The following is a 23,970-nucleotide window of genomic DNA, read 5'->3' as shown; positions in this document are numbered from 1 at the left end:
GACCCTCCTCAGGCGCTGCGGCTCATGCCCTCGCCCAGGGGGGCGGTGGCGTCGTTGGCCGGCCGCGTGGTCTGCAGCAGCAGGCGACGATAGAGGGTGACGTACTCCTCGGCCATGCGCCGGGCGGAGAAATGCGTCTCGAAAAGCCTCCGGCAGGCATGCCGGTCGATGGCATCCAGCCGGCCGATGGCCTCCACCGCCGCATCGGGGCCATCCACCACGTAGCCGGTCACCCCATCCTCCATCACCTCCGGCACCGATCCCATGCGGTAGGCGATCACCGGCGTGCCGCAGGCCATGGCCTCGATCATGACCAGGCCGAAGGGCTCGGGCCAGGCGATGGGGAACAGCAGGGCCCGGGCACCGCCCAGGAGTTCGTTCTTGCCCCGCTCATCCACCTCGCCGATGAATTCGATGAGGGGATGATCCAGGTGGGGACGGATGCGCTCATCGAAATAATCCCGGTCCACCCGGTCCACCTTGGCGGCCATGCGCAGCCGCACCCCGGCGCGCAGGGCGATCTGGATGGCCGTCTCCGCCCCCTTCTCCGGTGACATGCGGCCGAGGAAGGCCAGGTAGTCCTGCGGATCGTCCCGGAAGGTATAGTTCTGCGCGGGGATGCCGTTGTATACCGTGCCGATCCAGCGGGCCATGGGCAGGGGCTCGCGCTGATGCTGGGCGATGGACACCACCGGCATGTCCCCGAACTCCGCGAACAGGGCCTGCAGGTCGGGCAGATCCAGGCGGCCGTGGAGGGTGGTCAATTGCGGTACGCGCATGCGGCGCCACAACGGGAAATGCAGGAAATCGGTATGGAAATGCAGGATATCGAACTGCTCCGCCTCCCGTGCCACCTGGTTCAACTGGAGCAGATGCCAGGCCAGGGGGTCCCGCCGGGTGCGGGAGAGCCGAAGGGCCTCCGGCACGATGGGCCGCAGTTCGGCGCTGGTGCGGGAATCCCCACTGGCAAACAGGGTGACCTGATGACCCTGGGCCACCAGGGCCTCGGTGAGATAGTGCACCACCCGTTCGGTGCCACCGTAGGTCCTGGGGGGAACGCTCTCGTGCAAGGGGGCGATCTGGGCGATCTTCATGGTTGCAGCCTCCAAGTACAACCGGGACGAGGGGAATGGGTCGCCGGGCACACCCCGGCTTGCTTCCAATAGGGGCAGCGGGCGGGGTTTTCAAGGGGCTGAGGTAAAGAAGGGGGAGGCCGTTGCGGGGACCGAACGGTCCCCGGGAACGCCGCCGGTGGCCCCGCGGCCGGGGCCACCGGCGGGGCGTCAGAATTCCGCCGCCAGCTGCACCACCGCGCTTTGGCCGGAATCACCGGTGCCCCCGTCGGCCCGGTCGTAGTCCTCGTCGTGGGCGTATTCGAAGGCCAGACCCAGGCGATCCATCAGTTCCACGGACACGCCGGCGAGATAACGGGTCTCGGGCAGGTCCAGGGCCCGGGCCTCGTCGCTGCCCTGCACGGCGGCGGAGAGGGTCACCGGCCGGGCCAGGTCTTCGAGGCGATAGCCCACCTCCAGGCCCCAGGCGGCGGGTTCGGCCCCCTGGCCGTCGAATGCCAGCTGGCGGGACTCGAAGGCCTCGTCGGCGGCGACGTATTCCCCCGCCAGGGTCAGATCGCCCAGGCGGGCAGTGGCGTAGACGTTGTAAGCGCCCACGCGGGAGGTATCCGCCAGATCCACCGGACCCAGGTTTTCCGCCTGTAGATCCTGCAAAGAATCCGAATCCCCCAGACTGGTGAGGTAGCCCACCCCCAGGTCCAGTCCCCCCCCGCCCAGGGGCAACAGGACCCCGGCGTTGGCGCCGCCGTTGGAGAGTTCGTCCCGGGTATCCCCGGCGAAGGCCCAGACGGAGCCATAGACCCGCTCCCCGGACCAGCCCAGCACGGCGGCGGTCTCCCGGGTCTCGGCCAGTTCCAGGGCCAGGGGATCGGAGACCAGGCCGGTGTCGAAGCGGCCGAAGGGCACGTACTGGCGGCCGGCATCCATGTAGGCCCCGGAGCCGCCGGGGAACACCATGGAGAGGACGGCCTCGTCCACCTCCACCTCCGAATCCGGGCCCTCGTCCTCATAGAGCAGCACGCCCCGGGTGGAGACCCACTCGTTCAGCCGGGCCTCCAGGGCCAGTTCGAAGGTGGCCAGGTTCAGGTCGCTCTCGGAATCCCCCGCGTAGTCCTCGGCCCAGCCGGCCTCCAGCTCCACCGTACCGCCCCAGTCCCAGTCCTGCTGGGCCTGGGCGTTACCGGCCCCCAGGGCCAGCACCCCGCCCACCGCCCAGGCCAGGGGATGCCAGGTCCATGGCCCATGATTTCCAGCTTGCATCTTCTTTTGCATGGTGTGTCCTTTATGCCATTGATCGGGAATGTTGCTTTACGATGACGAATCAACGCGGGGTCAGTATAAACAACCGGATTGTTGTTGCAAGTGATAATCGTTACTGACTTTAGTCATCGAATCCCCGTACCCCCTCCCCCTGGGGGGATCCACAACGGACCGGCGGCGGGAGATGAGCCCGTCGCTTTTTCACACCCCCACCGAGGGGTATACTCCCCCCTCTGGGTAATCCCACCCCTGCCCGGATGGCGGAACAGGTAGACGCAAGAGACTTAAAATCTCTCGGCCGCAAGGCCGTGCCGGTTCGATTCCGGCTCCGGGCACCATCGAAGACCCTCGGGACGGTTCCTGCCCAGGGCCGTCCTGTTGCCGATCAAGCCCCATCCCTCCCGGGAGACCATCCCGTCCCGCTTGCGGTCCTTGGTCGTCCCCTTCCTGCGCCACGGGACCGGCAGCGGACCCGAGGGGTGAATCCCCAATGCAATACCATCACGAAAGGATGTGGCCGATCGCCATGAAGGCCACGAACCCCACCAGCACCCCCAGCGTGGCCTGGGTCTCATGGCCCTGGCGGTGGGATTCGGGGATGATCTCGTGGCTGACCACGAACAGCATGGCCCCGGCGGCGAAGGCGAGACCCCAGGGCAGCAGGAAGGTCATGAAGGTGATGGCGGTGGCCCCCACCAGGCCGCCCACGGGCTGCACCAGGCCCGTCAGCAGGGTCACCCCCAGGGCCGTCGCCTTGCCATAGCCCAGGGAGAGGAGCGCAACGGCCACCACCAGTCCCTCCGGCATGTTCTGCAGGCCGATGGCCACGGCCAGGGTCATGCCGTCGCTGAGGTCCCCGCCAAAGCCCACCCCCACGGCCAGCCCCTCCGGCAGGTGATGCAGGGCGATGGCCAGGACGAACAGATACACCCGGCGGACCTTGCCGGGATCCGCCCCGCTCTGGGGCCCGAGGATGAAGTGCTCGTGGGGCACGCGGTGATGCAAAAGGAGCAGGAACCCGCCCCCCAAGCCCACCCCCACGGCCAGCACCACCACCGCCAGGAAGGTGGGGCCGTACTGCGCCTCCGCCCCCTCCAGGGCCGGCAGGGCCAGTTCCAGGGCCGCCGCCGCCAGCATCACCCCCGCGCCAAAACCCATCATGGCATCCTCCACCGGGCGGGAGATGTGGCGGATGAGGAGGATCGGCAAGGCCCCCACCAGGGTGAACAGGCTGGCCACGAAGCTGGCCAGCAGGCCCATCTGGATGGTGCCCATGCCGGACACCCGTGCCTCGATCCAGGGCCAGGAGGCGGCCACTCCGGCGATCACCAGCACCAGGACCGCGAAGGAAACGATCATCGGCTTTCTGGAGGACGGCTTCGCCGCCTCCCTGGGGCCCTGCCCCTGTACCTCCCTCATTGCCCATCCCCTCGATTCGTGGACTGTCGCGCACCCTAGCGCATACCGGACGCGGCGGGAACGGCGCAGCGCAATCCGCAAGCCCGGCACCGGCCCGGGGCATGCCCGGATCCCTATCCGGGCTGCCGCCCCAGCCACCGGTCCGCCGTTGCTCGGGATGCCCCCTGTCGCGGTGAACCATGCCCTGGGGCGCAGGCCGTGAGCCGGCCGGGGTCGGGTGCTAAAATCCCGTCCGCCAACCACTCCACGGGATCCGCCCATGCGCATCGCCCTCATCCAGCAGACCTGCGTTGCAGACGCCCACGAGAATCTGGACCGCAACAGGGAGGCCCTGCGCACCGCCGCACGCCAGGGGGCGCAACTGGGCATCCTGCAGGAACTGCATACCGGCCCCTATTTCTGTCAGACGGAGGACACCGGTGTGTTCGACCGGGCCGAGCCCATCCCCGGCCCCACCACCGAGGCCCTGGGTGCGCTGGCGGCGGAGTTGGGGATGGTGATCGTGGCCTCCCTGTTCGAGCGCCGCGCCGCGGGGCTCTACCACAACACCGCCGTGGTACTGGATGCCGACGGGCGTCTGGCCGGGCGCTACCGCAAGATGCATATCCCGGACGATCCCGGTTACTACGAGAAGTTCTACTTCACCCCCGGGGACCTGGGCTTCGATCCCGTGGACACCCGGGTGGGCCGCCTGGGGGTACTGGTGTGCTGGGACCAGTGGTTCCCCGAGGCGGCCCGGCTCATGGCCCTGGCGGGGGCACAGATCCTGATCTACCCCACCGCCATCGGCTGGAACCCGCAGGACGAAGCGGACGAACAGGCCCGCCAGCGGGAGGCCTGGATCACGGTGCAGCGGGGTCACGCCGTGGCCAACGGCCTGCCCCTGGCCGCCTGCAACCGGGTGGGATTCGAACCGGACCCCTCCGGGGTCACCGCCGGCAGCCGCTTCTGGGGCAGCAGCTTCGTCTGCGGCCCCCAGGGGGAATTCCTGGCCCAGGCCCCCGAGGACCAGGAGGCGGTGCTGGTGGTGGACGTGGACCTGGACCACAGCGAGGCGGTGCGGCGCATCTGGCCCTTCCTGCGGGACCGGCGCATCGATGCCTACGGGGAACTTCTGCACCGTTTCCGGGATCCCTCGTGAGGCCCGGATGGGGAAAGACCGGACATCAAACTCGGCAATGATTGATCTACGCTACGGACACGGCGTTGACATGCCTATAGGATAGGTTACGAGTGACCACCACAGCAGAAGGAGTACGTCACATGAATGCGGAAAAGAACATGGGAACCAATGACCGCCTGATCCGTCTAGTCGTCGGGGTGGTGCTGATCGCCCTGGTCTTCGTCGGTCCCCAGACCCCCTGGGGCTGGCTCGGCCTGATCCCGCTGGCCACCGCCCTGATGAGCTGGTGCCCGGCCTACACCCTGCTGAACATCCGCACCAACTCCGACGAAGAGGCGTAACCGCGCCAACCGGGGCCCGGCCGGTCTTCCGGGCCGTCCGGGCCCCATCCCCTTCCTGCATCACGGTATAATCGGCGGTCCGCACGATCCCACACGGCCCGACCGAACGCATGTCTGCAAACCATCCGACGCTCCCCTTTGCCGACCTCCCGCTGCCCGCCAGGGGAGAGACCGCCCATTGGGGGAATCTTGCCGGTTCCGCCCTGGACCTGGCGGCCAGCACCGCCCTGAGGCGTCACGACGGATTCACCCTCCTGGTCACCCCCGACGTGCAGACGGCGGAACGCCTGGAGGCCAACCTGCACTTCTTCCTCGCCGGGGAAGACCTACCGGTGCTCTCCCTGCCGGACTGGGAGACCCTGCCCTACGACGTCTTCTCCCCCCACGAGGACATCATCTCCCGGCGCCTGCAGACCCTGGCCCGGCTCCCCGGCCTGCGCCGCGGCGCCCTGATCATCCCCATGAACACCCTGCTGCAGCGCCTGCCCCCTCGGGCCTGGCTGCAATCCGAATGCCTCGACCTGAGCCAGGGTCAGTGCATCGACCGGGAGGCCCTGATCCGGGGATTCGAGCAGGCGGGGTACCGCCACGTGACCCAGGTGGTGGAACACGGGGAATACGCCGTGCGCGGGGCGCTTTTGGACGTATTCCCCATGGGCAGCGAGGCCCCCTACCGCATCGACCTGCTGGACGACGAGATCGAGACCCTGCGCACCTTCGACCCGGAGACCCAACGTTCCCGGGAGACCATTGAGCGGGTGCGTCTGCTGCCGGCCCATGAGTTCCCCCTGAACGAGGCCGGCATCAAGACCTTCCGCCGCCGCTACCGCACCCTCATCGAGGGCGACCCCCAGGCCAGCGTCATCTACCGGGAGGTGAGCCAGGGCCACGCCCCGGCAGGGGTGGAATACTACCTGCCGCTGTTCTTCGAGGGCCTGGAGACCCTGTTCGACCACCTGCCGGCCCACACCCTGGTGCTGCGCCTGGGGGACGTGGACACCCCGGCCCGTACCTTCAGCGAGCAGGTGGCCCAGCGCTACGAGCAGCGGCGCCACGACCGGGAACGCCCCCTGCTGCCCCCGCAATCCCTCTTCCTGGAGGAGGAGGAACTGCTAGCCCGCCTGGAGACCTATCCCCGGGTGGATCTCTCCCCGGAGACCCTCGCACCACCCCGCGGCCCGTCAGACCGGGAGATGGATGCCCGCCCCCTGGAGGACCTGCGCATCCAGCCGCGTCAGTCCCGGCCCGCCGCCGCCCTCGAGGACTTCCTGACGCGGTTTCACGGGCGGGTCATCCTCCTGGCCGAATCCGCCGGCCGGCGTGAGGTGCTGCTGGATACCCTGCGCAATGCCGGGATCGTGCCCACCCCCGTGGCCGACTGGCCCGAAGCCCTGGCCAGCGACGCCTCCCCCGTGTTGCTCACCGGGCCGCTGCAGGAGGGGCTGTGCCTGCCCGCGGCGGGCCTTGCGGTACTCACCGAGTCCAATCTCTTCGGCGAGCGCGCCCGCCAGGAGCGGCGTCGGCGCAAGCCCACGCGGGACGCCGATGCCGTGGTGCGCAACCTCACCGATCTGCACCCCGGGGCCCCGGTGGTGCACGAGGAACACGGCGTGGGCCGCTATCTGGGGCTGCAGAAGATCGACGTGGGCGGACAGGACACGGAGTTCCTCACCCTGGAGTACGCCGGTGGCGACAAACTCTACGTCCCCGTGGCCTCGCTGCACCTGGTGAGCCGCTACACCGGCGCCGACCCGGAACATGCCCCGCTGCACCGCCTGGGCTCGGAGGCCTGGTCCCGGGCCCGGCGCAAGGCGGCGGAGAAGGCCCGGGACGTGGCGGCGGAACTTTTGGACATCCACGCCCGCCGGGCCGCGCGCAAGGGCCACAGCTACCGCACCCAGGGCGAGGAGTACGCCGCCTTCGCCGCCACCTTCCCCTTCGAGGAGACCCCGGACCAGCAGAGTGCCATCGAGGCCGTACTGGAGGACATGGCCTCGGAGCGCCCCATGGACCGGGTGGTCTGCGGGGACGTGGGCTTTGGCAAGACGGAGGTGGCCATGCGCGCCGCCTTCGTGGCGGTGCAGGACGGGCACCAGGTGGCGGTGCTGGTGCCCACCACCCTGCTGGCCCAGCAGCACGACCAGAACTTCCGCGACCGCTTCGCCGACTGGCCCATCCGCATCGAATCCCTCTCCCGCTTCGGTTCCGGCAAGCAGCAGCAGGAGGTGCTCCGGGGCCTGGAGGAGGGACGCGTGGACATCGTCATCGGCACCCACAAGCTGCTGCAGGACAATGTCCGGTTCAAGAACCTGGGGCTGGTGATCGTGGACGAGGAACAGCGCTTCGGGGTGCGCCACAAGGAGCGGCTCAAGGCCCTGCGCGCCCAGGTGGACATGCTCACCCTCACCGCCACCCCCATCCCGCGCACCCTGAACATGGCCCTGGCGGGCCTGCGCGATCTCTCCATCATCGCCACGCCGCCGGAGGAAAGGCTCACCATCAAGACCTTCGTCGGCCAGTGGAACGACACCCTCATCCAGGAGGCCTGCCTGCGGGAGATGCGTCGTGGCGGTCAGATCTACTTCCTGCACAACGAGGTGCAGGACATCGAGAAGACCGCGGAAAAACTCGCCCGGCTGGTCCCCTCCGCCCGCATCGGCATCGCCCATGGCCAGATGCGGGAGCGGGAACTGGAGCGGGTGATGCTGGACTTCTATCACCGCCGTTACCACATCCTGGTGTGCACCACCATCATCGAGACCGGCATCGACGTACCCACGGCCAACACCATCCTCATCGACCGGGCCGACCGCATGGGGCTGTCCCAGCTGCATCAGCTACGCGGCCGCGTGGGGCGCAGCCATCACCGGGCCTATGCCTACCTCATCACCCCCCATCCCTCCGCCATGACCAAGGACGCCAGCAAGCGCCTGGAGGCCATCGCCTCCCTGGAGGACCTGGGGGCCGGCTTCACCCTGGCCAGTCACGACCTGGAGATCCGCGGCGCCGGGGAACTCTTGGGGGATGAACAGAGCGGCCAGATCCAGGAGGTGGGCTTCTCCCTCTACAACGAGCTGCTGGACCGGGCCGTCCGGGCCCTGCGGGAGGGCCGCATACCGGAACTGGAACCCGCCGGGAATGAGGCCACAGAGGTGGAGCTGGGCCTGCCCGCCCTGCTCCCGGACGACTACGTGCCGGATATCCACAACCGGCTGATCCTCTACAAACGCCTCTCCGCCTGCAAGGATCAGGATCAGGTGCGGGAGATGGAGGTGGAGATGGTGGACCGCTTCGGCCTGCTGCCGCAGCAGGCGAAGCATCTGGTGGAGGCCACACGCCTGAAGCTGCGCCTGCAGCCCTATGGTGTGCGCAAGCTGGAGCTGGGCCCCCGGGGCGGGCGGTTGCAGTTCCTCCCCGACCCGCCGGTGGATGCGGCCAGCATCATCGAACTGGTGCAATCGGATCCCCAACGCTACCGACTGGAGGGTCAGGACCGGCTGCGTTTCGAGGAGGACACCCAGACCCTGGAGCAACGGGTGCAGGCCGTGCTGCGCCTGCTGGATCGGCTGAGCCTGCGGGAGGAGACCCGGGCGGCCTGAGCGCCCGGCACCTCAGTGGCGCCCGTAGGTGTCCTCGAAGCGGACGATATCATCCTCCCCCAGATAGCTGCCCGACTGCACCTCGATCAGCTCCAGCGGGATGCGGCCGGGGTTTTCCAGGCGGTGGGTGATGCCCAGGGGGATATAGGTGGATTCGTTCTCTGAAAGGATGAACTGCTCCTCCCCCCGGGTGATGCGCGCCGTCCCCCGCACCACGATCCAGTGCTCCGCCCGGTGATAGTGCATCTGCAATGAAAGCTGCTGCCCTGGTTTCACGGTGATGCGCTTCACCTGGAAACGGGAGGCGGTATCGATCTGCTCATAGGTCCCCCAGGGGCGGGCGACACAACGGTGGTTCTCCGACTCCTCCCGGCCATCGGCCCGCAGCCGGGCGACGATCTCCTTCACGTCCTGGTGGTGGTCCTTGTGCATCACCAGCACCGCATCCTTGGTCTCCACCACCACCAGATCCTCCACCCCCACGGCGGCCACCAGGCGGGCATCGGCATGCAGATAGCAGTTGCGGGTCCCCGTAAGCAGGACATCCCCCACCGCCACGTTGCCTTCCGCGTCCCGCTCGCCTGCGGACCACAGGGCGGTCCAGGAGCCCACATCGCTCCAGTCCGCCTCCAGGGGCACCATGACGGCGCGCCGAGTCGGCTCCATCACGGCATAGTCCAAGGACTCACTGCGACAGGCCGAAAACGCCTCCGGCTCCAGCCGCAGGAAGTCCAGATCCCCCCGTGCCCCCGCCCAGGCCCGCTCACAGGCCTCCAGGATGTCCGGCGCGTGGGCCTTGAGTTCCTCCAGGAAGCTGGAGGCCCGGAAGACAAAAATCCCACTGTTCCAGTAGTACTGCCCGCTGGCCACATAGGCACGGGCCGTATCCAGGTCCGGTTTCTCCACGAATTCCCGTACCGGCGCCGCCCCTGCCCCGGCACCGGCCTCCACCCGGATATAGCCGTAACCGGTATGGGGTTCGGTGGGGGGCACGCCAAAGGTCACCAGCTCCCCCGAACGGGCCGCTTCCACGGCCAGTGCCACCGAACGGCGAAAGGCGTCCACATCCTGGATCAGGTGATCCGCCGGCATCACCAGCAACACCGGATCCTCCCCTGAGGCGCGGGCGCAGAGGGCCGCCGCCGCCACCGCAGGGGCCGTATTGCGCCCCACCGGCTCCAACAGGATGCCCCCCGGGCGTACCCCCATCTGACGCAGCTGTTCCGCCACCAGGAACCGGTGGGCCTCGTTGCAGATTATCAGGGGCGGGGCCACGTCGGCCTCGGGCAGGCGGGCCAGGGTCGCCTGCAGCAGCGTGTGCTCGGTACCCGTCAGGTTTAGGAACTGCTTGGGATACAACTGCCGCGACATGGGCCACAGGCGGGTCCCGGCCCCACCGGACAGGATCACGGGAATCAGGGTCATCACATCTCCTCTTGGTTCGAATCCATGGCCGACGCATCGGACCTTTCTTCCATCCGCCCCTGCATTTGTGATGCACTTGGGGTAGCCACTCCGCCCTTGGCATTAAGGGAGGAACGCGCCGGTCAGTATCCTTCGGGATCATATCCTCCCAAACCAACCCCCGCCAGCAGACTGGACCCCGCTCCCCAATGGTTTCGAAGGCAGAAATGACAAGGGGACCCCGAAGGGTCCCCCTGCGATACTTCCCAGCAGGGCCGGTGATCATGACCGGCCCTTTAATAGCGCCGCAGGATCAGGCGTCTGCGGCATCCTGCGCCACGTCGGCCTTGGCCTCGGTGGTGGCCGCATCCCCCTGCACGGGCGTCCAACCCTCACGACGCTCCACCCGGTTCAGCTCCGGATAATCGTTGAGCATCGGAGCGCCATCCAGGGGCAACTGCAACCCATTGTGACAGGTGGCGCAGTTGGCCTTGGGGGCATCCCCCGAGGCACCCAGACGGTTGGCCGGATACACCGGCTGCAGCGGGTTCAGATAGTCCACGTTGAGCATGCGCACCAACTCGATCCCGTGCCAGGCGGTGACACGCTGCACCGGGCTGTTGGTCCAGTCCGGGAAATTGTTGGTGTTATGACACGTGGTGCAGGTGGCACCCAGGGCGTCGGAGAAGTGGATCATCAGACCGTGCACCCACTCCGCATCCACCAGGTTGTCCGGATCCTCGGGTCCGGGCAGCGAGGTACGTGGGGTGATCCGGATGTTCTTCGGATCCTCCTGCAGGAATGCGGAGAAGACATCATTGGGCAAGGAGGAGGAGGCGACGTTGTCCCCCGCCAGGTTCTGCCCCATGCGCAGGGCTGCAAACCCGCCGGCCTGCTTCATGCCCGGATCCTCATACCAGATGTTCTCCGGTACAGGATTACCCATATGGCAGGTATAGCAGGTGACGCCGGTCTGCCCCACGTGGGCATCCCACTCGGTGTTGATGGTCTTGGTCATCTCCAGCATGTTCCGGGAGACGATCTTCGTGTAGATGTTCTCATCCGCGAAGTTCCCCGGAACGTGGCAGTAGTTACAACCCTCTTCCGGCGCCACCCAGGCGGTGATGGCGTTCATCAGACGGTTGAACTCGCCGATGCTGAGATCCCCCAGCACCTCCACGTTCTCGTAGATATCCCCGGCCTTGGGACCGCCAGTCGATGCCGGCCCTTCCACCGGAGGGATCTCCATGTCGGCCCGTTTGCGGGCCTCCAGGTGGCGCTTGGTCACCTGTTCCAGGCCCAGGCCTCGATAGCCCTTCTGGTCCGTTTCAACCCCGACTGGCAGTTCACAGCCAGTCACCATGATCGCGGCGCCCGTGAGTGCCGCCGCTGTAAACACTTTGCGCTTCATCGTTTTCATTGCGACATCCCTTACTTGACCGGATCTTCAACACCCGGATGGACATCCGGATACGACGGGGCGACGCCATGGTCGATCGCCCACAGGTACCAGTTGTCCACGACCGTACCGGTGAGCAGGATGCCGATGCCGCCGGTGACCGGCACGAGCACGGCGAACCACCAGGCCCAGCGGTGGATGGATTCCATGGTGGCGTTGAAGCCCATGGTCCAGCGCCAGAACAGGGCGGCACGGTCGGAGGCGGTGCCCCGGTCCGTGATCTGCTCGATCTCGCGCTCACCACCGTAGCGGCCCACCGCCAGCACCGTCGCACCATGCATGGCAAACAGCAGGGCCGAGCCATACAGGAAGGCGATGGACAGCATGTGGAACGGGTTGTAGTACAGGTTGCCGTACTTCAGGGAGAACGCCGTGGTCCAGTCCAAGTGCGGGAAGATGCCAAACGGCACCGCCTCAGACCAGTCCCCCATGAGCAGCGGGCGGAAGAAGCCCAGGCAGAGGAACAGGAAGATGGCGGAGGCGAACGCCCAGGCCACGTGAGTGCCCAGTTCCAGGGCCCGCGCCCGGCGGTACATGCGTACCCACCAAAGCAGCAGGGAGGTCGTCAGGAAGAACCCGGCCATGAGCCACCAGCCGCCTTCCTGCAGGGGAGGAATCCCCAGACCGTACTCCGGCTGCGGAGGCTCCAGTCCCAGCCAGAAGAACTGGCGAATGAACTGGATGACGTCGTAGTTCACCTGTGCAAGGAAGTTGAAACCAATGATCAGGATTGCAGTCAGACCAAAGACGATGGAGAGCAATCCCGTCCAGCCTAGATAGATGGGTCCGAGCTGGGCGCTACCGATCTTGCCAAACCAGTAGACCAGCGTCGGTTTGCCGATGCGCTCGCGCTTACCGCCCTCGATCGGCACGCCGGCTTCAGGCTCTGCCTGAACCTGCACCCGATTGAATATGTTCTGATATTCGGCCATTGTGGGTCCCCTTTCATTAAGCCCAGATCGGAAGGTCAAGCCACCAGTTCCACCATTCCGGCCAACTGCGGGTCCAGAAGGGGCCGCTGATGATGATGCAGACCGCGCTCCAGAAGGCCGCGTTCAGCGCCAGGAAGAGGCCCAGACGGTGGATGCCGAGGGCACCGATGGAGTAGCCGATGGTGTCGCGGAAGAAGGTGTCTTCGTATTCGGGGGTCTTGACCGCCTGTCCCTTCTTCGGATTGGTCACCGACAGGATCAGGCCGCCGTGCAGAGACAGCGCCAGGGCCGTGGTGAAGAAGAAGGTGATGGCCAGCATGTGGGCCGGATTGTAGTGGAAGTGCAGGAACTGGTAACCGACGTTGGACACCCAGTCCAGGTGGCTCATGATGCCGTACGGGAATCCGTGGCCCCAGGCGCCCAGCAGGATCGGACGGAAGACCACCAGGGTGACATAGGCGAGCACGGCGAACCCAAAGGCGATCGGCACGTGATAGCCCATGCCCAGTTTGTTGCAGATCTCCACCTGGCGCAGCCCCCAGGACACGAAGGCGCCGATGGCACACATGGTGATGAACTGCCACAGCCCGCCTTCATCCAGTGGCGCAAGGCCCAGGCCATAGCTCAGATCGGGGGGATTGATGCTGATCTGCCAGATGTTCCAGGTCGGACCCATCGCCGCGCCCCAGACGATCAGGAGCGTCCCCAACAACGCGAAGACGGCCGTTAAAACCCCGAAAAATCCGACGTAGAAGGGGCCGACCCAGAAGTCGAATAGATCTCCCCCGATCAACGTCCCCCCGCGTACGCGGTACCTCTTCTCAAAGCTCAGCATGGACATTCCTAGAACCTCCGGTCAGAAAGGCTTCGGCCGGAGATTCCGGCCGTCGCCCTATACTCTCAACACGCCAACCAGCGCGCTGCTCAAGGTGCCGGGCGGGGCCGGCATATGCGCCTTTCCCCGCCCGATACCCTTGGCTGCAGACGCTGTTACGACAGTGTTGACGTGCCCGCCTGAGCCTCCACGGCGGTCGTGTCGACCGCGGCGGTCTGCATCCAGTTGAAGCGTTCGGTGCTCAGCAGGATGAAGTGGATCAGCAGCGCCAGCACGGCGAGGAAGGTGAACAGGGCAACCAGCGCTCTGCGCGGATCGAACAGCAGCCAAATACGCCACATGTTGAATTCTCCTATGCGATTTAGGGTGTACTACTTCGGGTACTACTCATCTAGGCTGTGGGGAAGCGCCAACTTGGCGCTTCACATCACACGCCCCAGGGGCGCCACATCCAGGCCAGGACGTGGGCCACAGCGGCCACGGCCAGGAAGCCCATCATGCTGGTCATGAAGACGCCGTGGAATTCCATGGCCTCTTCTTCGTTGAGCCCAGAGAGCGAACCTTTCGTTTCGTCAACCATTTACTTACCCTCCAATTGAGCCTTGTTGGCAAACACCGCGTTGACTCAACGCGATCACGGTCGCCGCGGTCGGTCTTGCACCACGACAAAATCAACGATCACGACCCTCGCAGCTAAAGCAGCGAGCCCGCGACCGATTCCCGATCCCCCAAGCCGGGGGACCCCGTCCCGTGGAGCGGTGCCCGATACAGGCCCTCCCCATCCACGGGACGCAAAGCGATCCTCTCTGCGGGGCATCATGCCGGTGCCCCCTCGCCGTTGCGCGCCTGGTGCACGCGTTCCACTGTCACCCGCTCCTCTCCCGCCTTGCGGGCAGCGGCCTCGATCCCATCCCGCAGCCGCTTGGCGGCGGAGATGCGCGTCACCATGGGGTAACGCTCCACCATCTGGTCCAGGACCCGCTTGGCCTCTTCATCCCAGGGCAGTTCGTGATGGGAGCGGGTGGGCGTGGCATCCACCCGGTCCAGATCCGTACCCAGGGGGAGGATGTGAAACAGGGCATCAAACAGGGCGTTGCACACCTCCTGCACCAGATAGGTGGCCCCGGCATAGCCCATGAACGGGGTCCCGGTATGCCGCCGCACGATGGCCCCCGGGAAGGAGGCCGGGATGTAGGCAGCGCGCCCCCCAGCTTCGGACAGGTACATGCGTTCGTTGTAACTGCCAAAGAGCACCAGCGGGGTCTTCGCGTGCACCGCCTGACGTACCGCCTGGTTGTCCGGTTTTTTCCCTGCGCTGCGGGCAAAGGCAAAATTGCAGGGCATGCCCATCTCGTCCTCGAGGAAATGACGGATTCCCCGGGTATAGGTTTCGGTGGCACTGATGCCAAAGCTGGCCGTACCGAAGAAATCCTGGGTCACAGAACGCCACAGATCCCAAAGGGGCTTGATGGTGGTGTGCTTCTCCTGCTCGATGAAGGGTTCCGGATCCAGGTCCAGGAGCTCTCCCAGTTTTCTCAGGAAACGGGTGGTGCTATGCAGGCCGATGGGGGCCTGCAGGTAGGGCCGCTCCAGGGTCTCGCACAGCATGCGCCCGAATTCCCGGTACATGCAGATATTGACTTCCGCCTCCGCCAGGCGCGGCACTTCGGCCAAGTGGCTGCCCAAGGGAAACACCATGTTCACCTCGGCGCCGATCCCTTCCACCAGCCGGCGCACCTCGGCCAGGTCCGACGGCATGTTGAAGATGCCGTAGCTGGGTCCGATGAGGTTCACCTTGGGGCGCTCCCCCGTCTTGCGGGGCTTCACCTCAGGCACCGTGCGACTGCCGTATTGGGTCCAGAGCCAGTTCAGCGCCCGGTCCGCGGACTCCCACTGATCCTCGTCGATGGTTCGGGGCAGGAAGCGCTGGATATTGGTGCCTTCGGGGGTCACCCCGCCACCGATCATCTCGGCGATGGATCCGGTCACCACCACGGCCGGCAGCTCCGGATCCAGGGTCTCGTGGGCCCGCTTCATGGCCTGCTCCGTACCACTCTGGCCCAGCTCCTCCTCACCCAGGCCGGTGACGACGATGGGCAGTTCGTGGGGCGGCAGGGCGTCGGTATAGTGCAACACCGAGGTCACGGGCAGGTTCTCGCATCCCACGGGACCATCGATGATCACCTGCAGGCCCTTGACGGCGCTGAATACGTATACCGCACCCCAGTAACCGCCTGCCCTGTCCAGATCCTGTATCAGCATCAGGATGCACCTCCCTGGCGTTTCATGCGGCGGCGCATCTTTTCACGAAATTCCGGATGATCCTTGGGCGTTTCCTCCCAGATACCGGCGCTGGCTCCGAAGCCCACCGAGCCGAAGAAGGCCTTCATGCGGTCGAAGCGCTCCCGGTTCCCCATCGCCGTATTGATCACCTGGGCCAGGGAGCCGGCCCCCGCCGGCCCCATGAGGGGACGAGCGGAGATGAGATTGGTGAAGTACAGGGCCGGGATACCCCGTTCCTTGGCGGCATGCACCACCGGCGTGGTGCCGACCACCAGATCAGGACCGAATTCCGCCATGGCTTCCAGGTCCTGCTCCAGGGTGCCCCGATACTGTACCCGCACCCCGCGGGCCTCAAGCCATTCCCGATCCGCGTCGGACCAGGGGGTACGCGGACAGGCGGTACTCACATACGGCACCTCGGCCCCGCTCTCGATGAGCAGGCGCGCCACCAGGAGTTCGGAACCCTCGTAGCCGGACAGGGTGATCCGCCCCTTCACCGGGGCGTCCGCCAATGCCTGACGGATGGCGGGCAGGAAACGGTCCTTGGCGGCGCCCACGGCCTCTGCCTTGACCCCGCAGGCCTCGCCTACGGCCTCCAGCCACGCAGCGGTACCGTCATAGCCCACGGGGGCGGAGCCCACCACCTCGCGCCCGGCCTCGTTAAGCTCGCGAATGGAATCGGTATAGAAGGGGTGGATGGCGGCGCCTACGGCGCAGTCCAGGGCGGCATAGAGCTCGCGCCACTCACGGGTGGGCACCACCGGACCGGTATCCAGCCCCAGCGGATCCAGCAGGGCCCCCAGGGTGACCGGATCGGCGGGGAACATCTCCCCAAGGAAGGTCACCGTGGGCCGGGCCTTGCGTCCTTCCCGCGGGGCCTGTACCGGCCCCTGCTCGGCCTCGCCTCGGGCATAGCGCAGCATGGCGCCGGCAAGGATGTCCTTGGCCTCGGCATGGGTGCCCACCCCGAAACCGGGGACATCGATGCCGATGATACGTACCCCATTGATCTGTTTAGGCAGCAGCCGCAACGGGACCCCGGAGGCGGTGGGCACGCAGAGATTGATGGCCACCACCACGTCATTGATTTCGGGATCCGCCAACTGCGCCACGGCGTCGCGGATGTCCTCGAACAGCTTGCCAGTGACCAGGGTCTCGGAGTCGAAGGGCACGTAGTTCACCGTGCGCCGGGCCCCGTAGAAATGGGAGGTGAAACTCAGGCCATAGACACAGCAGGCGGAACCGCTCAGCACCGTGGCGGTGCGGCGCATGCGCAGCCCCACTCGCAGGGAGCCGAAGGCGGGGCACATGGTCTGGGGCTGATCATGGGGGCCCTTCGGCGTATCCCCATCACGGCGCTGCAACACCGCCTCCCCTTGCCCATGGGCCGCGGCCGCCTGGAGGCGCACCTGGGCGCGTTCCCCTTCACACCGGGGGGCCTGACCTGCCGGGGAACCCTGGGGATTTTCCACGGTCTTTGGTGTCATGGGGTCGTGGTGGCGGCCTGGGGTCCTGGTTGCGCCGGAAAAATGTTCCGCAACCATCCCCCCCGTGGAGGCGTCCAGGACGCCTTCCACATCACCCGGGTGCCCGCGATATCCTTCAGACATCGTCATAGATCACCTCGAGGGATGGCTTCTTCACCGCCGCGCCACCACGCATGTCTTCCGGCGTCGCCGGCTCCAGCACCACATCCCGACCCACGGCCTCGCTCTTGAACAGACCCAGGAGTTCATCCTGGCTGAGCGGATTGGGCTGCTGCGGCGGGGCCTCGGCCACCTGGGTGGCCAGCTCCCGGAACAGCGGCCCCCACTCCCCATCGGGATGGGCCACGATCTGATAGTTGGCGCTCTTGCGCCGGATGTCGTCGTTGGCCGGGATGGAGGCCAGCACCGGGATCCGGGCCGCCTCGGCATAGGCCTGGGCCTCGCCGGTGCCGTCGTCCTTGTTGATGACGATGCCGGCGACACCCACGTGGCCGCCCAGCTTGCGGAAGTACTCCACCGCCGAGCAGACGTTGTTCACCACGTAGAGGGATTGCAGGTCGTTGGAACCCACCACGATCACCTTGTGGCACAGGTCCCGGGCGATGGGCAGCCCGAAGCCGCCGCAGACCACATCCCCCAGGAAATCCAGCAGGACATAGTCAAAGCCCCACTCATGGAATCCCAGCTTCTCAAGGATCTCGAAGCCATGAATGATGCCGCGCCCCCCGCAGCCACGGCCCACTTCGGGGCCGCCCAATTCCATGGCGAACACACCGTCGCGCTTGAAGCAGACATCCCCGATCTCCAGGGTCTCGCCTGCCTCCTTCTTCTTGGCAGCGGTGTCGATGATGGTGGGGCAGGCCCGGCCCCCGAACAGCAGGGAGGTGGTATCGCTCTTGGGATCGCAGCCGATGAGCAGCACACGCTTGCCCTCGCGGGCCAGCATGTAGGAGAGGTTGGAGAGGGTGAAACTCTTCCCGATGCCGCCCTTACCGTAGATGGCAATGATCTGGGTCTGATTGGCAGCAGGGGTTTGCACGCTGGTTTCACCTCTGGGCTGTTGGCCCTCGCGGCCACTCCCTTCGCGGAGTCGGTCGCGCAGGCCTTGCATGGACACCGGAGACTGGCCGATGGTGCGATTCACCGCCCACTCCTCCAGTCCAGGATCATCTTCAGGCAACGGGGATCACCGAAGGCCGTCTGATAGGCCTGCCGGGCCTCGCTCACCGGATGGCGGTGCGTGATCAGTGCGTGCAAGGATACGCGACCTGACCCGATCAGGTTGTTGATCTCCGTCAGATCCCCGGGCTGCCATTCCGCTGCGCAGCGCAGGCGCGCCTCTCGCATAAAGGCCGGGGGGAAGGCAAAATTCAGGGGCTGGCTGTAGAACCCGGCCAGCACCACTTCACCGCCACGGGCGAGACGGGCGATGAGGGTGTCCAGCAGGCCGGCATCGCCACTGACGTCGATGATCCGACCGTAGTCCCGGCGTTCATCCCGCTCGGGATGCAGCACCTCGTACCCCTCGGCCCCCTCCTGGCGCTCCGGGTTCACCTCCCAGACCACGGGGCTCCCCCCGGTGGCCACGGCGATGCGGGCCAGCAGCCGCCCGAGGACACCGTGACCCACGATGAGTTCGGGCAGGAGGTGGCCCTGGGGCGGCTGCCCCTGGAAGATGGCGTGATAGGCGGTGGCGGCCAGGGCCAGGAGGACGCCCTCCTCTTCCAGCCCCTGGGGCAGCGGTACCACCTTGGCGCCGGGGACCACCACACGGGAGGCCGCCCCGCCGAAAAGCCCCCGCACCTCTCCGTAACAGGCGGCACCGGGCACGAAGACCATCTCTCCCTCCTGGCAGCCAGAATCCGGCCCGGCGGCGGCGATACACCCCACGGACTCGTACCCAGGCACCAGGGGATAGCCCATGCCGGGGAAGTCGGGCATACGCCCGGTCCACAGGAGGCGTTCCGTGCCGGTACTGATGCCGCTCCAGAGGATATCCACCACCACATCGGCATCCCCCGGAGGAGTCAGCTCCAGTTCGCTGACGGCCAGGTGCTCAGGCTTTTCGATGACGACGGCGGTCGCTTTCATGGTAGTCGGACCCGGGGCGGGTTACCCCTGCGAAATATGCGTGTAAGTCTAGCGTGACCCTAAAGGTTGTCAACCCAAACTCACACCCGCCCCGGGTCACGGTTCGGCCAACATGACCCGCGTCAATAAAGGATTTCGCGTGGACAAAAGGCGCACCTGGGAGAACCCTGCACGGCGTAACAGGTCCTCCAATTCATCGGGGGTGCGGGGCCGGCCGCTGCCCATGGCGAAGAGATAGACACCGAAATAGGCATCCCCCATGGGCTCGGCCCCGGGGGTCCCGGCCATGGGTTCGGCCAGGAGCAAGGCCCCGCCGGGCTCCAGGGCCTGGCGCGCGGCACGCAGCAGCCCGAGGATGTCGGCGTCGTCATGGTCATGGACCACGCGCACCAGGGAGATCAGATCGGCCCCGGGGGGGAGCGGATCACGGAAGAAATCCCCACGAACGATCCGGGCGCGTGCGCCCAGGCCCGCGGATTCCAGCCGCCGGCGGCCCTGTTCCGCCACGGCGGGGAGATCATAGAGCACCAGCTGGATCTCCGGCACCCGCGCCCCCACGGCGGTGAGGAAGGTGGCGTTGCCACCCCCCAGGTCCATGAGGCGGCGGTAGCCCCGGGGAGTAAAGGCGTCCAGGATCTCCTCCGCCACCAACTGCTGGGAGACGGACATCAACTCGGTATAGGGGGTGACCTGATCCCCTGCCAGTTCCGCCGGGGACCGGCCCCCGGCGTAGGCCCAATAGGCCCCCAGACGGGTCTCCCCGGCCTCGCCGCGGAACAGGGCCACCGGATCGCGCAGATCGTCGTAGAGCATGGCGTGATGCGCCACCATGGCGGGGATGCCGGGATGGGCCATCATCGCCGCCCCGTGCATCCCCAGGCCGTAGCGGCCACGGCCGAAGGGCTGCAGCAGCCCCAGGGCGCAGGCGGCCTTGACCAGCACCAGGGCGTTCTCCTCGGGCATCTCCATCCAGGCCGCCAGCTGTGCCGGGGTCTGCGGACCTTCGCGGTGCACATGACCCAGGACGTCCAGGCGCACGCAGACATACAGGACTTGGGAGTAGACAAACCCCGCCACCAGATCGAACAGGGCACGGGAACGCCGCCGGGCGACGGGGCGTGTCAGGGGAAAGGCGGCCGCCCAACTCTGGAAACGCCGGCTGGCCAGGATGCGGTTGCGCAGGTGGAGCAGCCCGCCCCGCCAGCGGGCCTTGGAGGGTACGTCCTGGACCCTCCCTCTTGCGGGCCGTTGCATGGGGCGGGCTTCAGGCGGCCTGCTGGGCCAGTTCCTTGGGCAGGAAGCGGGCGGCCTGTTTCAGCAGCAACACCCGCAGCTCCTCCTCCCCGGGACAGGCGGGGATGGAGGCCATGGCCTCCTCCAAGAGCCGCTTGAGCCGCTCCGTGGCCCCCTTCACGCCCAGCTGGCGCACGGCATTGGGGCGGTCCAGAGCCTCGTCCTGCCCCACGGGCTTGCCCAGTTCCTCGGGGTTGGAAACGGCGTCCCGCAGGTCATCGGCCACCTGGAAGGCCTCCCCCAGCTTCTCCCCCAGGGCGCGCCAGGGGGCGGGGTCATGGCCGGCGGCCGCGGCCCCCGCCATGGTGGCGGCGGCAAACAGGGCGCCGGTCTTGGCCCGCTGGTACTCGGCCAGGTCCACCCGGGGCTCGCATTCCCAGGCCTGGCCGGCGATGATCCCGGAGGGCACGCTCACCCCCTGACCCACCGTGGTGAGCAGGGGCGCCAGGCGTTCGGGGGCCTGCGTCGCCCCCCGGGCCAGGGCCTCCATGGCCACGACGATGAGGGCGTCTCCGGCAAGCACCGCCAGACGCTCCCCATAGGCGGCATGCACGGAGGGCTTGCCCCGGCGCAGTTCCGCCCCATCAAAACAGGGCAGGTCGTCATGCACCAGGGAGGCGCAGTGCATCAGTTCGATGGCGGCGGCGGCGGCTTCCGTCACCTCACGGGCATCGTCCCCGCAGGCCTGGGCCACCGCCAGCACCAGTTGCGGGCGGATGCGGGCACCACCGGGGAAGACCGCGTAGCGAATCGCCTCCAGCAGCAGGGGGGGGCCGGCGGGGGATTCACCATGTGCCAGCGCCCGTTCCAGTGCCTGCTCGATTCGCGTCGTGGCTTCCATGGTTTACCTAAGCCCCCTGTGTCAGGTTTACTTGTCAGTATTGGATGCTGTCCAGCATAGACACAACCCCCGGCCGAGTCAAAGGCCGCCCAGGAGACAAGGAACGCCGTGAATTCCCCTAGAATCGTGATCATCGGAGCCGGGATCGGCGGCCTCTCGGCGGCCCTGGAACTGGCCCACCGGGGCCTGGACGTGACCGTGGTGGAGAAGGCCCGGGCCCCCGGAGGCAAGATCCGCGAGGTGGCGGCCAGCGGGGCGCCCATGGATGCCGGGCCCACCGTATTCACCATGCGCTGGGTCTTCGACGAGTTGCTGGAGGCCGTGGGGGAGTCCCTGGAGGCGCATCTGACGCTCCAACCCATGGGGGTCCTGGCACGCCACGCATGGGGTCCGGAGGAACGCCTGGACCTGCATGCCGACCCGGAGCGCTCCGCCCAGGCCATCGCCGAATTTGCCGGCGCCGCTGAGGCCGCCCGCTTCCAGGCCTTCTGCCAGCGGGCGAGGCGCACCTACCACACCCTCAAGGACACCTTCATCCGTGCCCCGCAACCCAGCCCCGCCGGGCTGGTGGGCCGCGCCGGCATGCGCGGGCTGGGGGACCTTTTGCGCATCTCCCCCTACGACACCCTATGGCGGGCCCTGGGGGAGCATTTCCACGACCCCCGCCTGCGCCAGCTGTTCGCGCGCTATTCCACCTACTGCGGCTCGTCCCCCTTCCAGGCCCCGGCCACCCTCATGCTCATCGCCCACGTGGAGCAGGAAGGGGTCTGGATGGTAGAAGGCGGCATGGCCCGCATCCCCCAGGCCCTGGCGGCGCTTGCCACGCGCCGCGGGGCGCGCTTTTATTACGGCCGCGCGGTGGCCGAGATCCTGGTCCAGGGCGGCCGCGCCCGGGGGGTACGCCTGGAGGATGGCGAGGAGATCCGGGCCGACGCCGTCCTCAGCAATACCGACGTGGCGGCCCTGCAGCAGGGGCTCCTGGGGCCTGCACCGCGGCGCGCCGTGCCCGCCGAGCGGGGACGGCAGCGCTCCCTGTCCGCCGTCACCTGGAACCTGCGCGTACCGGTCCAGGGCTTTCCCCTGCTGCGCCATAATGTATTCTTCTGTCGGGATTACCAGGCCGAGTTCGAGGATGTGTTCCAGCGTGGCCGCCTCCCGACCGAACCCACGGTCTATGTCTGCGCCCAGGACCGGGGCGATCGGGACATCGATGGGACCGGCCCGCACTCAGACCGCCTGCTCTGCCTGGTGAACGCCCCGCCCCTGGGCGACCGCCCTGCCCCCAGCCCCGAGGAGATCGCACGATGCGAGGAGACCACCTTCCGCCTGCTGGAACGCTGTGGACTGCAATTGGAACCCCCGGGAACGGAGGCGGTGGTGAGCGCCCCGCCCCAGTTCGAGACCCTCTTTCCGGGAACGGGCGGCGGGCTCTACGGCCAGGCGACCCATGGATGGCGGGCGTCGTTCCAGCGCCCCGGGACCCGCAGCCGGATCCCGGGGCTGTACCTGGCGGGGGGCAGCGTGCACCCGGGGGCGGGGGTGCCGATGGCGACCCTCTCGGGGCGGCTTGCCGCGTCGGCCCTGCTGTCGGACCTGAGTTCCCGGAGGCGGTAGCCCACGGCGGCTATCTCTGGTGGTACGTGGACGCCCTCAGCGACGACGGCCGCCGGGGGCTCACCCTCATCGCCTTCGTCGGCAGCGTCTTCTCCCCCTACTATGCCCGCGCGCGGCGGCGCGGGGCGGCGGACCCGGAGCACCACTGCGCGGTGAACCTGGCCCTCTACGGCGAGGGCGGCAAGCGCTGGGCCATGACGGAACGGGGACGGGGGGATCTGGCGCGCGGGGACGGATACCTGGCCATCGGCCCCAGCCGCATCCAGTGGGACGGCGAACGCCTGGTGATGCATGTGCGCGAGATCACCGCCCCCCTGCCCTCGCGCCTCGAGGGCACCATCACCTTCACACCGGACTTCCTCACCGGCTACCGCTTCGACCTGGATGAGGGCGGCCGCCACCAGTGGCGGCCGCTGGCCCCATCGGGGCGCATCCAGGTGGAGATGAGGCATCCCGGGTTACGCTGGGAAGGGCACGCCTACCTGGACAGCAACCGGGGCGAGGAGCCCCTGGAGGCGGGTTTCCGCTACTGGGACTGGTCCCGGGCCCCCATGGGGGACGGGGGCACGGTGGTGCTCTATGAGGCGCAGACCCGCAGCGGCGCACACCGCCTGCTGAGCCTGCGTTTCGACCCGCACGGGGAGGCCGAGGCGATGGCAGCCCCCCCCCATCAGTCCCTGCCCACTGCCTCGATCTGGCGGGCCCCGCGGGGCACCCGCGCGGATGCCGGCAGCGCCCGGGTGCGCCAGACCCTGGAGGACACCCCCTTCTATGCCCGCTCACTGGTAGAGATGGGCATCCACGGGGAGACCGTCACCGCGTTCCACGAGAGCCTGTCCCTGGACCGCTTCGTCTCGCCGGTGGTGCAGTGGATGCTGCCCTTTCGCATGCCGCGGCGGGCGCGGGGCTAGGCGCG

The 23,970-nt window shown here is 67.4% G+C and carries 20 protein-coding genes and 1 tRNA gene; 6 read left to right on the top strand and 15 right to left on the bottom strand.

Going from position 1 to position 23,970, the window contains the following annotated elements:
• Positions 1–8 precede the first annotated feature (8 nt).
• A complete protein-coding gene (locus BM214_RS04675) occupies positions 9–1,094 on the bottom strand; it encodes a glycosyltransferase family 4 protein (protein ID WP_090484047.1) in 1,086 nt (361 codons plus the stop codon).
• A gap of 189 nt (positions 1,095–1,283) precedes the next feature.
• Complete coding sequence (locus tag BM214_RS04670) at positions 1,284–2,345, bottom strand: LbtU family siderophore porin (protein ID WP_090484046.1); 1,062 nt, start codon at positions 2,343–2,345, stop codon at positions 1,284–1,286.
• Between the two features lie 239 nt (positions 2,346–2,584).
• Between BM214_RS04670 and BM214_RS04665 the strand changes: the two genes are divergently transcribed.
• A tRNA-Leu gene (locus BM214_RS04665) sits at positions 2,585–2,671 on the top strand.
• Between the two features lie 163 nt (positions 2,672–2,834).
• Here the strand turns inward: BM214_RS04665 and BM214_RS04660 are convergent.
• Positions 2,835–3,752, bottom strand: a complete 918-nt coding sequence (locus BM214_RS04660; RefSeq protein ID WP_090484045.1) for a ZIP family metal transporter — start codon at positions 3,750–3,752, stop codon at positions 2,835–2,837.
• 259 nt (positions 3,753–4,011) lie between these two features.
• On the opposite strand from BM214_RS04660, the gene BM214_RS04655 reads away from it, so the two are divergent.
• From BM214_RS04655 to mfd, 3 genes are all read left to right on the top strand, one after another.
• Positions 4,012–4,893, top strand: a complete 882-nt coding sequence (locus BM214_RS04655; protein ID WP_090484044.1) for a carbon-nitrogen hydrolase — start codon at positions 4,012–4,014, stop codon at positions 4,891–4,893.
• Between the two features lie 140 nt (positions 4,894–5,033).
• The gene (locus BM214_RS04650; RefSeq protein WP_425319156.1) at positions 5,034–5,216 is read left to right on the top strand and encodes a YgaP family membrane protein; all 183 of its coding nucleotides are present in this window, start codon (positions 5,034–5,036) and stop codon (positions 5,214–5,216) included.
• A 110-nt stretch (positions 5,217–5,326) separates the two neighbouring features.
• Complete coding sequence (gene mfd / locus BM214_RS04645; protein WP_090484042.1) at positions 5,327–8,815, top strand: transcription-repair coupling factor; 3,489 nt, start codon at positions 5,327–5,329, stop codon at positions 8,813–8,815.
• 12 nt (positions 8,816–8,827) lie between these two features.
• Here the strand turns inward: mfd and BM214_RS04640 are convergent, their stop codons facing one another.
• The 12 genes from BM214_RS04640 to BM214_RS04585 form a co-directional block, all read right to left on the bottom strand.
• Complete coding sequence (locus BM214_RS04640; protein WP_177217580.1) at positions 8,828–10,240, bottom strand: mannose-1-phosphate guanylyltransferase/mannose-6-phosphate isomerase; 1,413 nt, start codon at positions 10,238–10,240, stop codon at positions 8,828–8,830.
• 292 nt (positions 10,241–10,532) lie between these two features.
• The gene (gene pufC, locus BM214_RS04635) at positions 10,533–11,582 is read right to left on the bottom strand and encodes a photosynthetic reaction center cytochrome PufC (protein WP_218149031.1); all 1,050 of its coding nucleotides are present in this window, start codon (positions 11,580–11,582) and stop codon (positions 10,533–10,535) included.
• Positions 11,583–11,650: 68 nt separating this feature from the next.
• Positions 11,651–12,610, bottom strand: coding sequence for a photosynthetic reaction center subunit M (pufM, locus tag BM214_RS04630; RefSeq protein ID WP_090484039.1), 960 nt, complete (start codon positions 12,608–12,610; stop codon positions 11,651–11,653).
• Between the two features lie 16 nt (positions 12,611–12,626).
• A complete protein-coding gene (gene pufL / locus BM214_RS04625) occupies positions 12,627–13,451 on the bottom strand; it encodes a photosynthetic reaction center subunit L (protein WP_090484038.1) in 825 nt (274 codons plus the stop codon).
• 149 nt (positions 13,452–13,600) lie between these two features.
• Positions 13,601–13,786 (bottom strand): light-harvesting antenna LH1, alpha subunit, encoded by a 186-nt coding sequence (gene pufA / locus BM214_RS04620; RefSeq protein ID WP_090484037.1) that lies wholly within the window; start codon positions 13,784–13,786, stop codon positions 13,601–13,603.
• Positions 13,787–13,872: 86 nt separating this feature from the next.
• On the bottom strand, positions 13,873–14,025 hold the full coding sequence (gene pufB, locus BM214_RS04615; RefSeq protein ID WP_090484036.1) for a light-harvesting antenna LH1, beta subunit: 153 nt from the start codon (positions 14,023–14,025) through the stop codon (positions 13,873–13,875).
• A 236-nt stretch (positions 14,026–14,261) separates the two neighbouring features.
• Positions 14,262–15,707, bottom strand: coding sequence for a chlorophyllide a reductase subunit Z (gene bchZ / locus BM214_RS04610; protein WP_090484035.1), 1,446 nt, complete (start codon positions 15,705–15,707; stop codon positions 14,262–14,264).
• On the bottom strand, positions 15,707–17,215 hold the full coding sequence (gene bchY / locus BM214_RS04605; protein ID WP_090484034.1) for a chlorophyllide a reductase subunit Y: 1,509 nt from the start codon (positions 17,213–17,215) through the stop codon (positions 15,707–15,709). The genes bchZ and bchY overlap by 1 nt, the downstream gene beginning before the upstream one ends.
• A gap of 115 nt (positions 17,216–17,330) precedes the next feature.
• Positions 17,331–18,254, bottom strand: a complete 924-nt coding sequence (locus BM214_RS04600; protein WP_238618952.1) for a chlorophyllide a reductase iron protein subunit X — start codon at positions 18,252–18,254, stop codon at positions 17,331–17,333.
• A 101-nt stretch (positions 18,255–18,355) separates the two neighbouring features.
• On the bottom strand, positions 18,356–19,306 hold the full coding sequence (gene bchC / locus BM214_RS04595; RefSeq protein ID WP_090484033.1) for a chlorophyll synthesis pathway protein BchC: 951 nt from the start codon (positions 19,304–19,306) through the stop codon (positions 18,356–18,358).
• A 96-nt stretch (positions 19,307–19,402) separates the two neighbouring features.
• Positions 19,403–20,560: a methyltransferase gene (locus BM214_RS04590; protein WP_143096347.1), complete on the bottom strand. Its 1,158-nt coding sequence runs from the start codon at positions 20,558–20,560 to the stop codon at positions 19,403–19,405.
• Between the two features lie 10 nt (positions 20,561–20,570).
• Positions 20,571–21,440: a polyprenyl synthetase family protein gene (locus BM214_RS04585; protein WP_090484032.1), complete on the bottom strand. Its 870-nt coding sequence runs from the start codon at positions 21,438–21,440 to the stop codon at positions 20,571–20,573.
• Between the two features lie 108 nt (positions 21,441–21,548).
• On the opposite strand from BM214_RS04585, the gene crtD reads away from it, so the two are divergent.
• Both crtD and BM214_RS04575 read left to right on the top strand, forming a co-directional pair.
• The gene (gene crtD / locus BM214_RS04580; protein WP_090484031.1) at positions 21,549–23,054 is read left to right on the top strand and encodes a 1-hydroxycarotenoid 3,4-desaturase CrtD; all 1,506 of its coding nucleotides are present in this window, start codon (positions 21,549–21,551) and stop codon (positions 23,052–23,054) included.
• A 26-nt stretch (positions 23,055–23,080) separates the two neighbouring features.
• Entirely contained in the window at positions 23,081–23,965 is an 885-nt protein-coding gene (locus BM214_RS04575) for a carotenoid 1,2-hydratase (RefSeq protein ID WP_090484030.1), read from the top strand.
• Positions 23,966–23,970 lie beyond the last annotated feature (5 nt).

The organism is Ectothiorhodospira mobilis, from assembly GCF_900114895.1.
Lineage (GTDB): Bacteria > Pseudomonadota > Gammaproteobacteria > Ectothiorhodospirales > Ectothiorhodospiraceae > Ectothiorhodospira > Ectothiorhodospira mobilis_A.
Note: the sequence above shows the minus strand (reverse complement) of the source record. Positions and strands in the feature narration are given on the sequence as shown.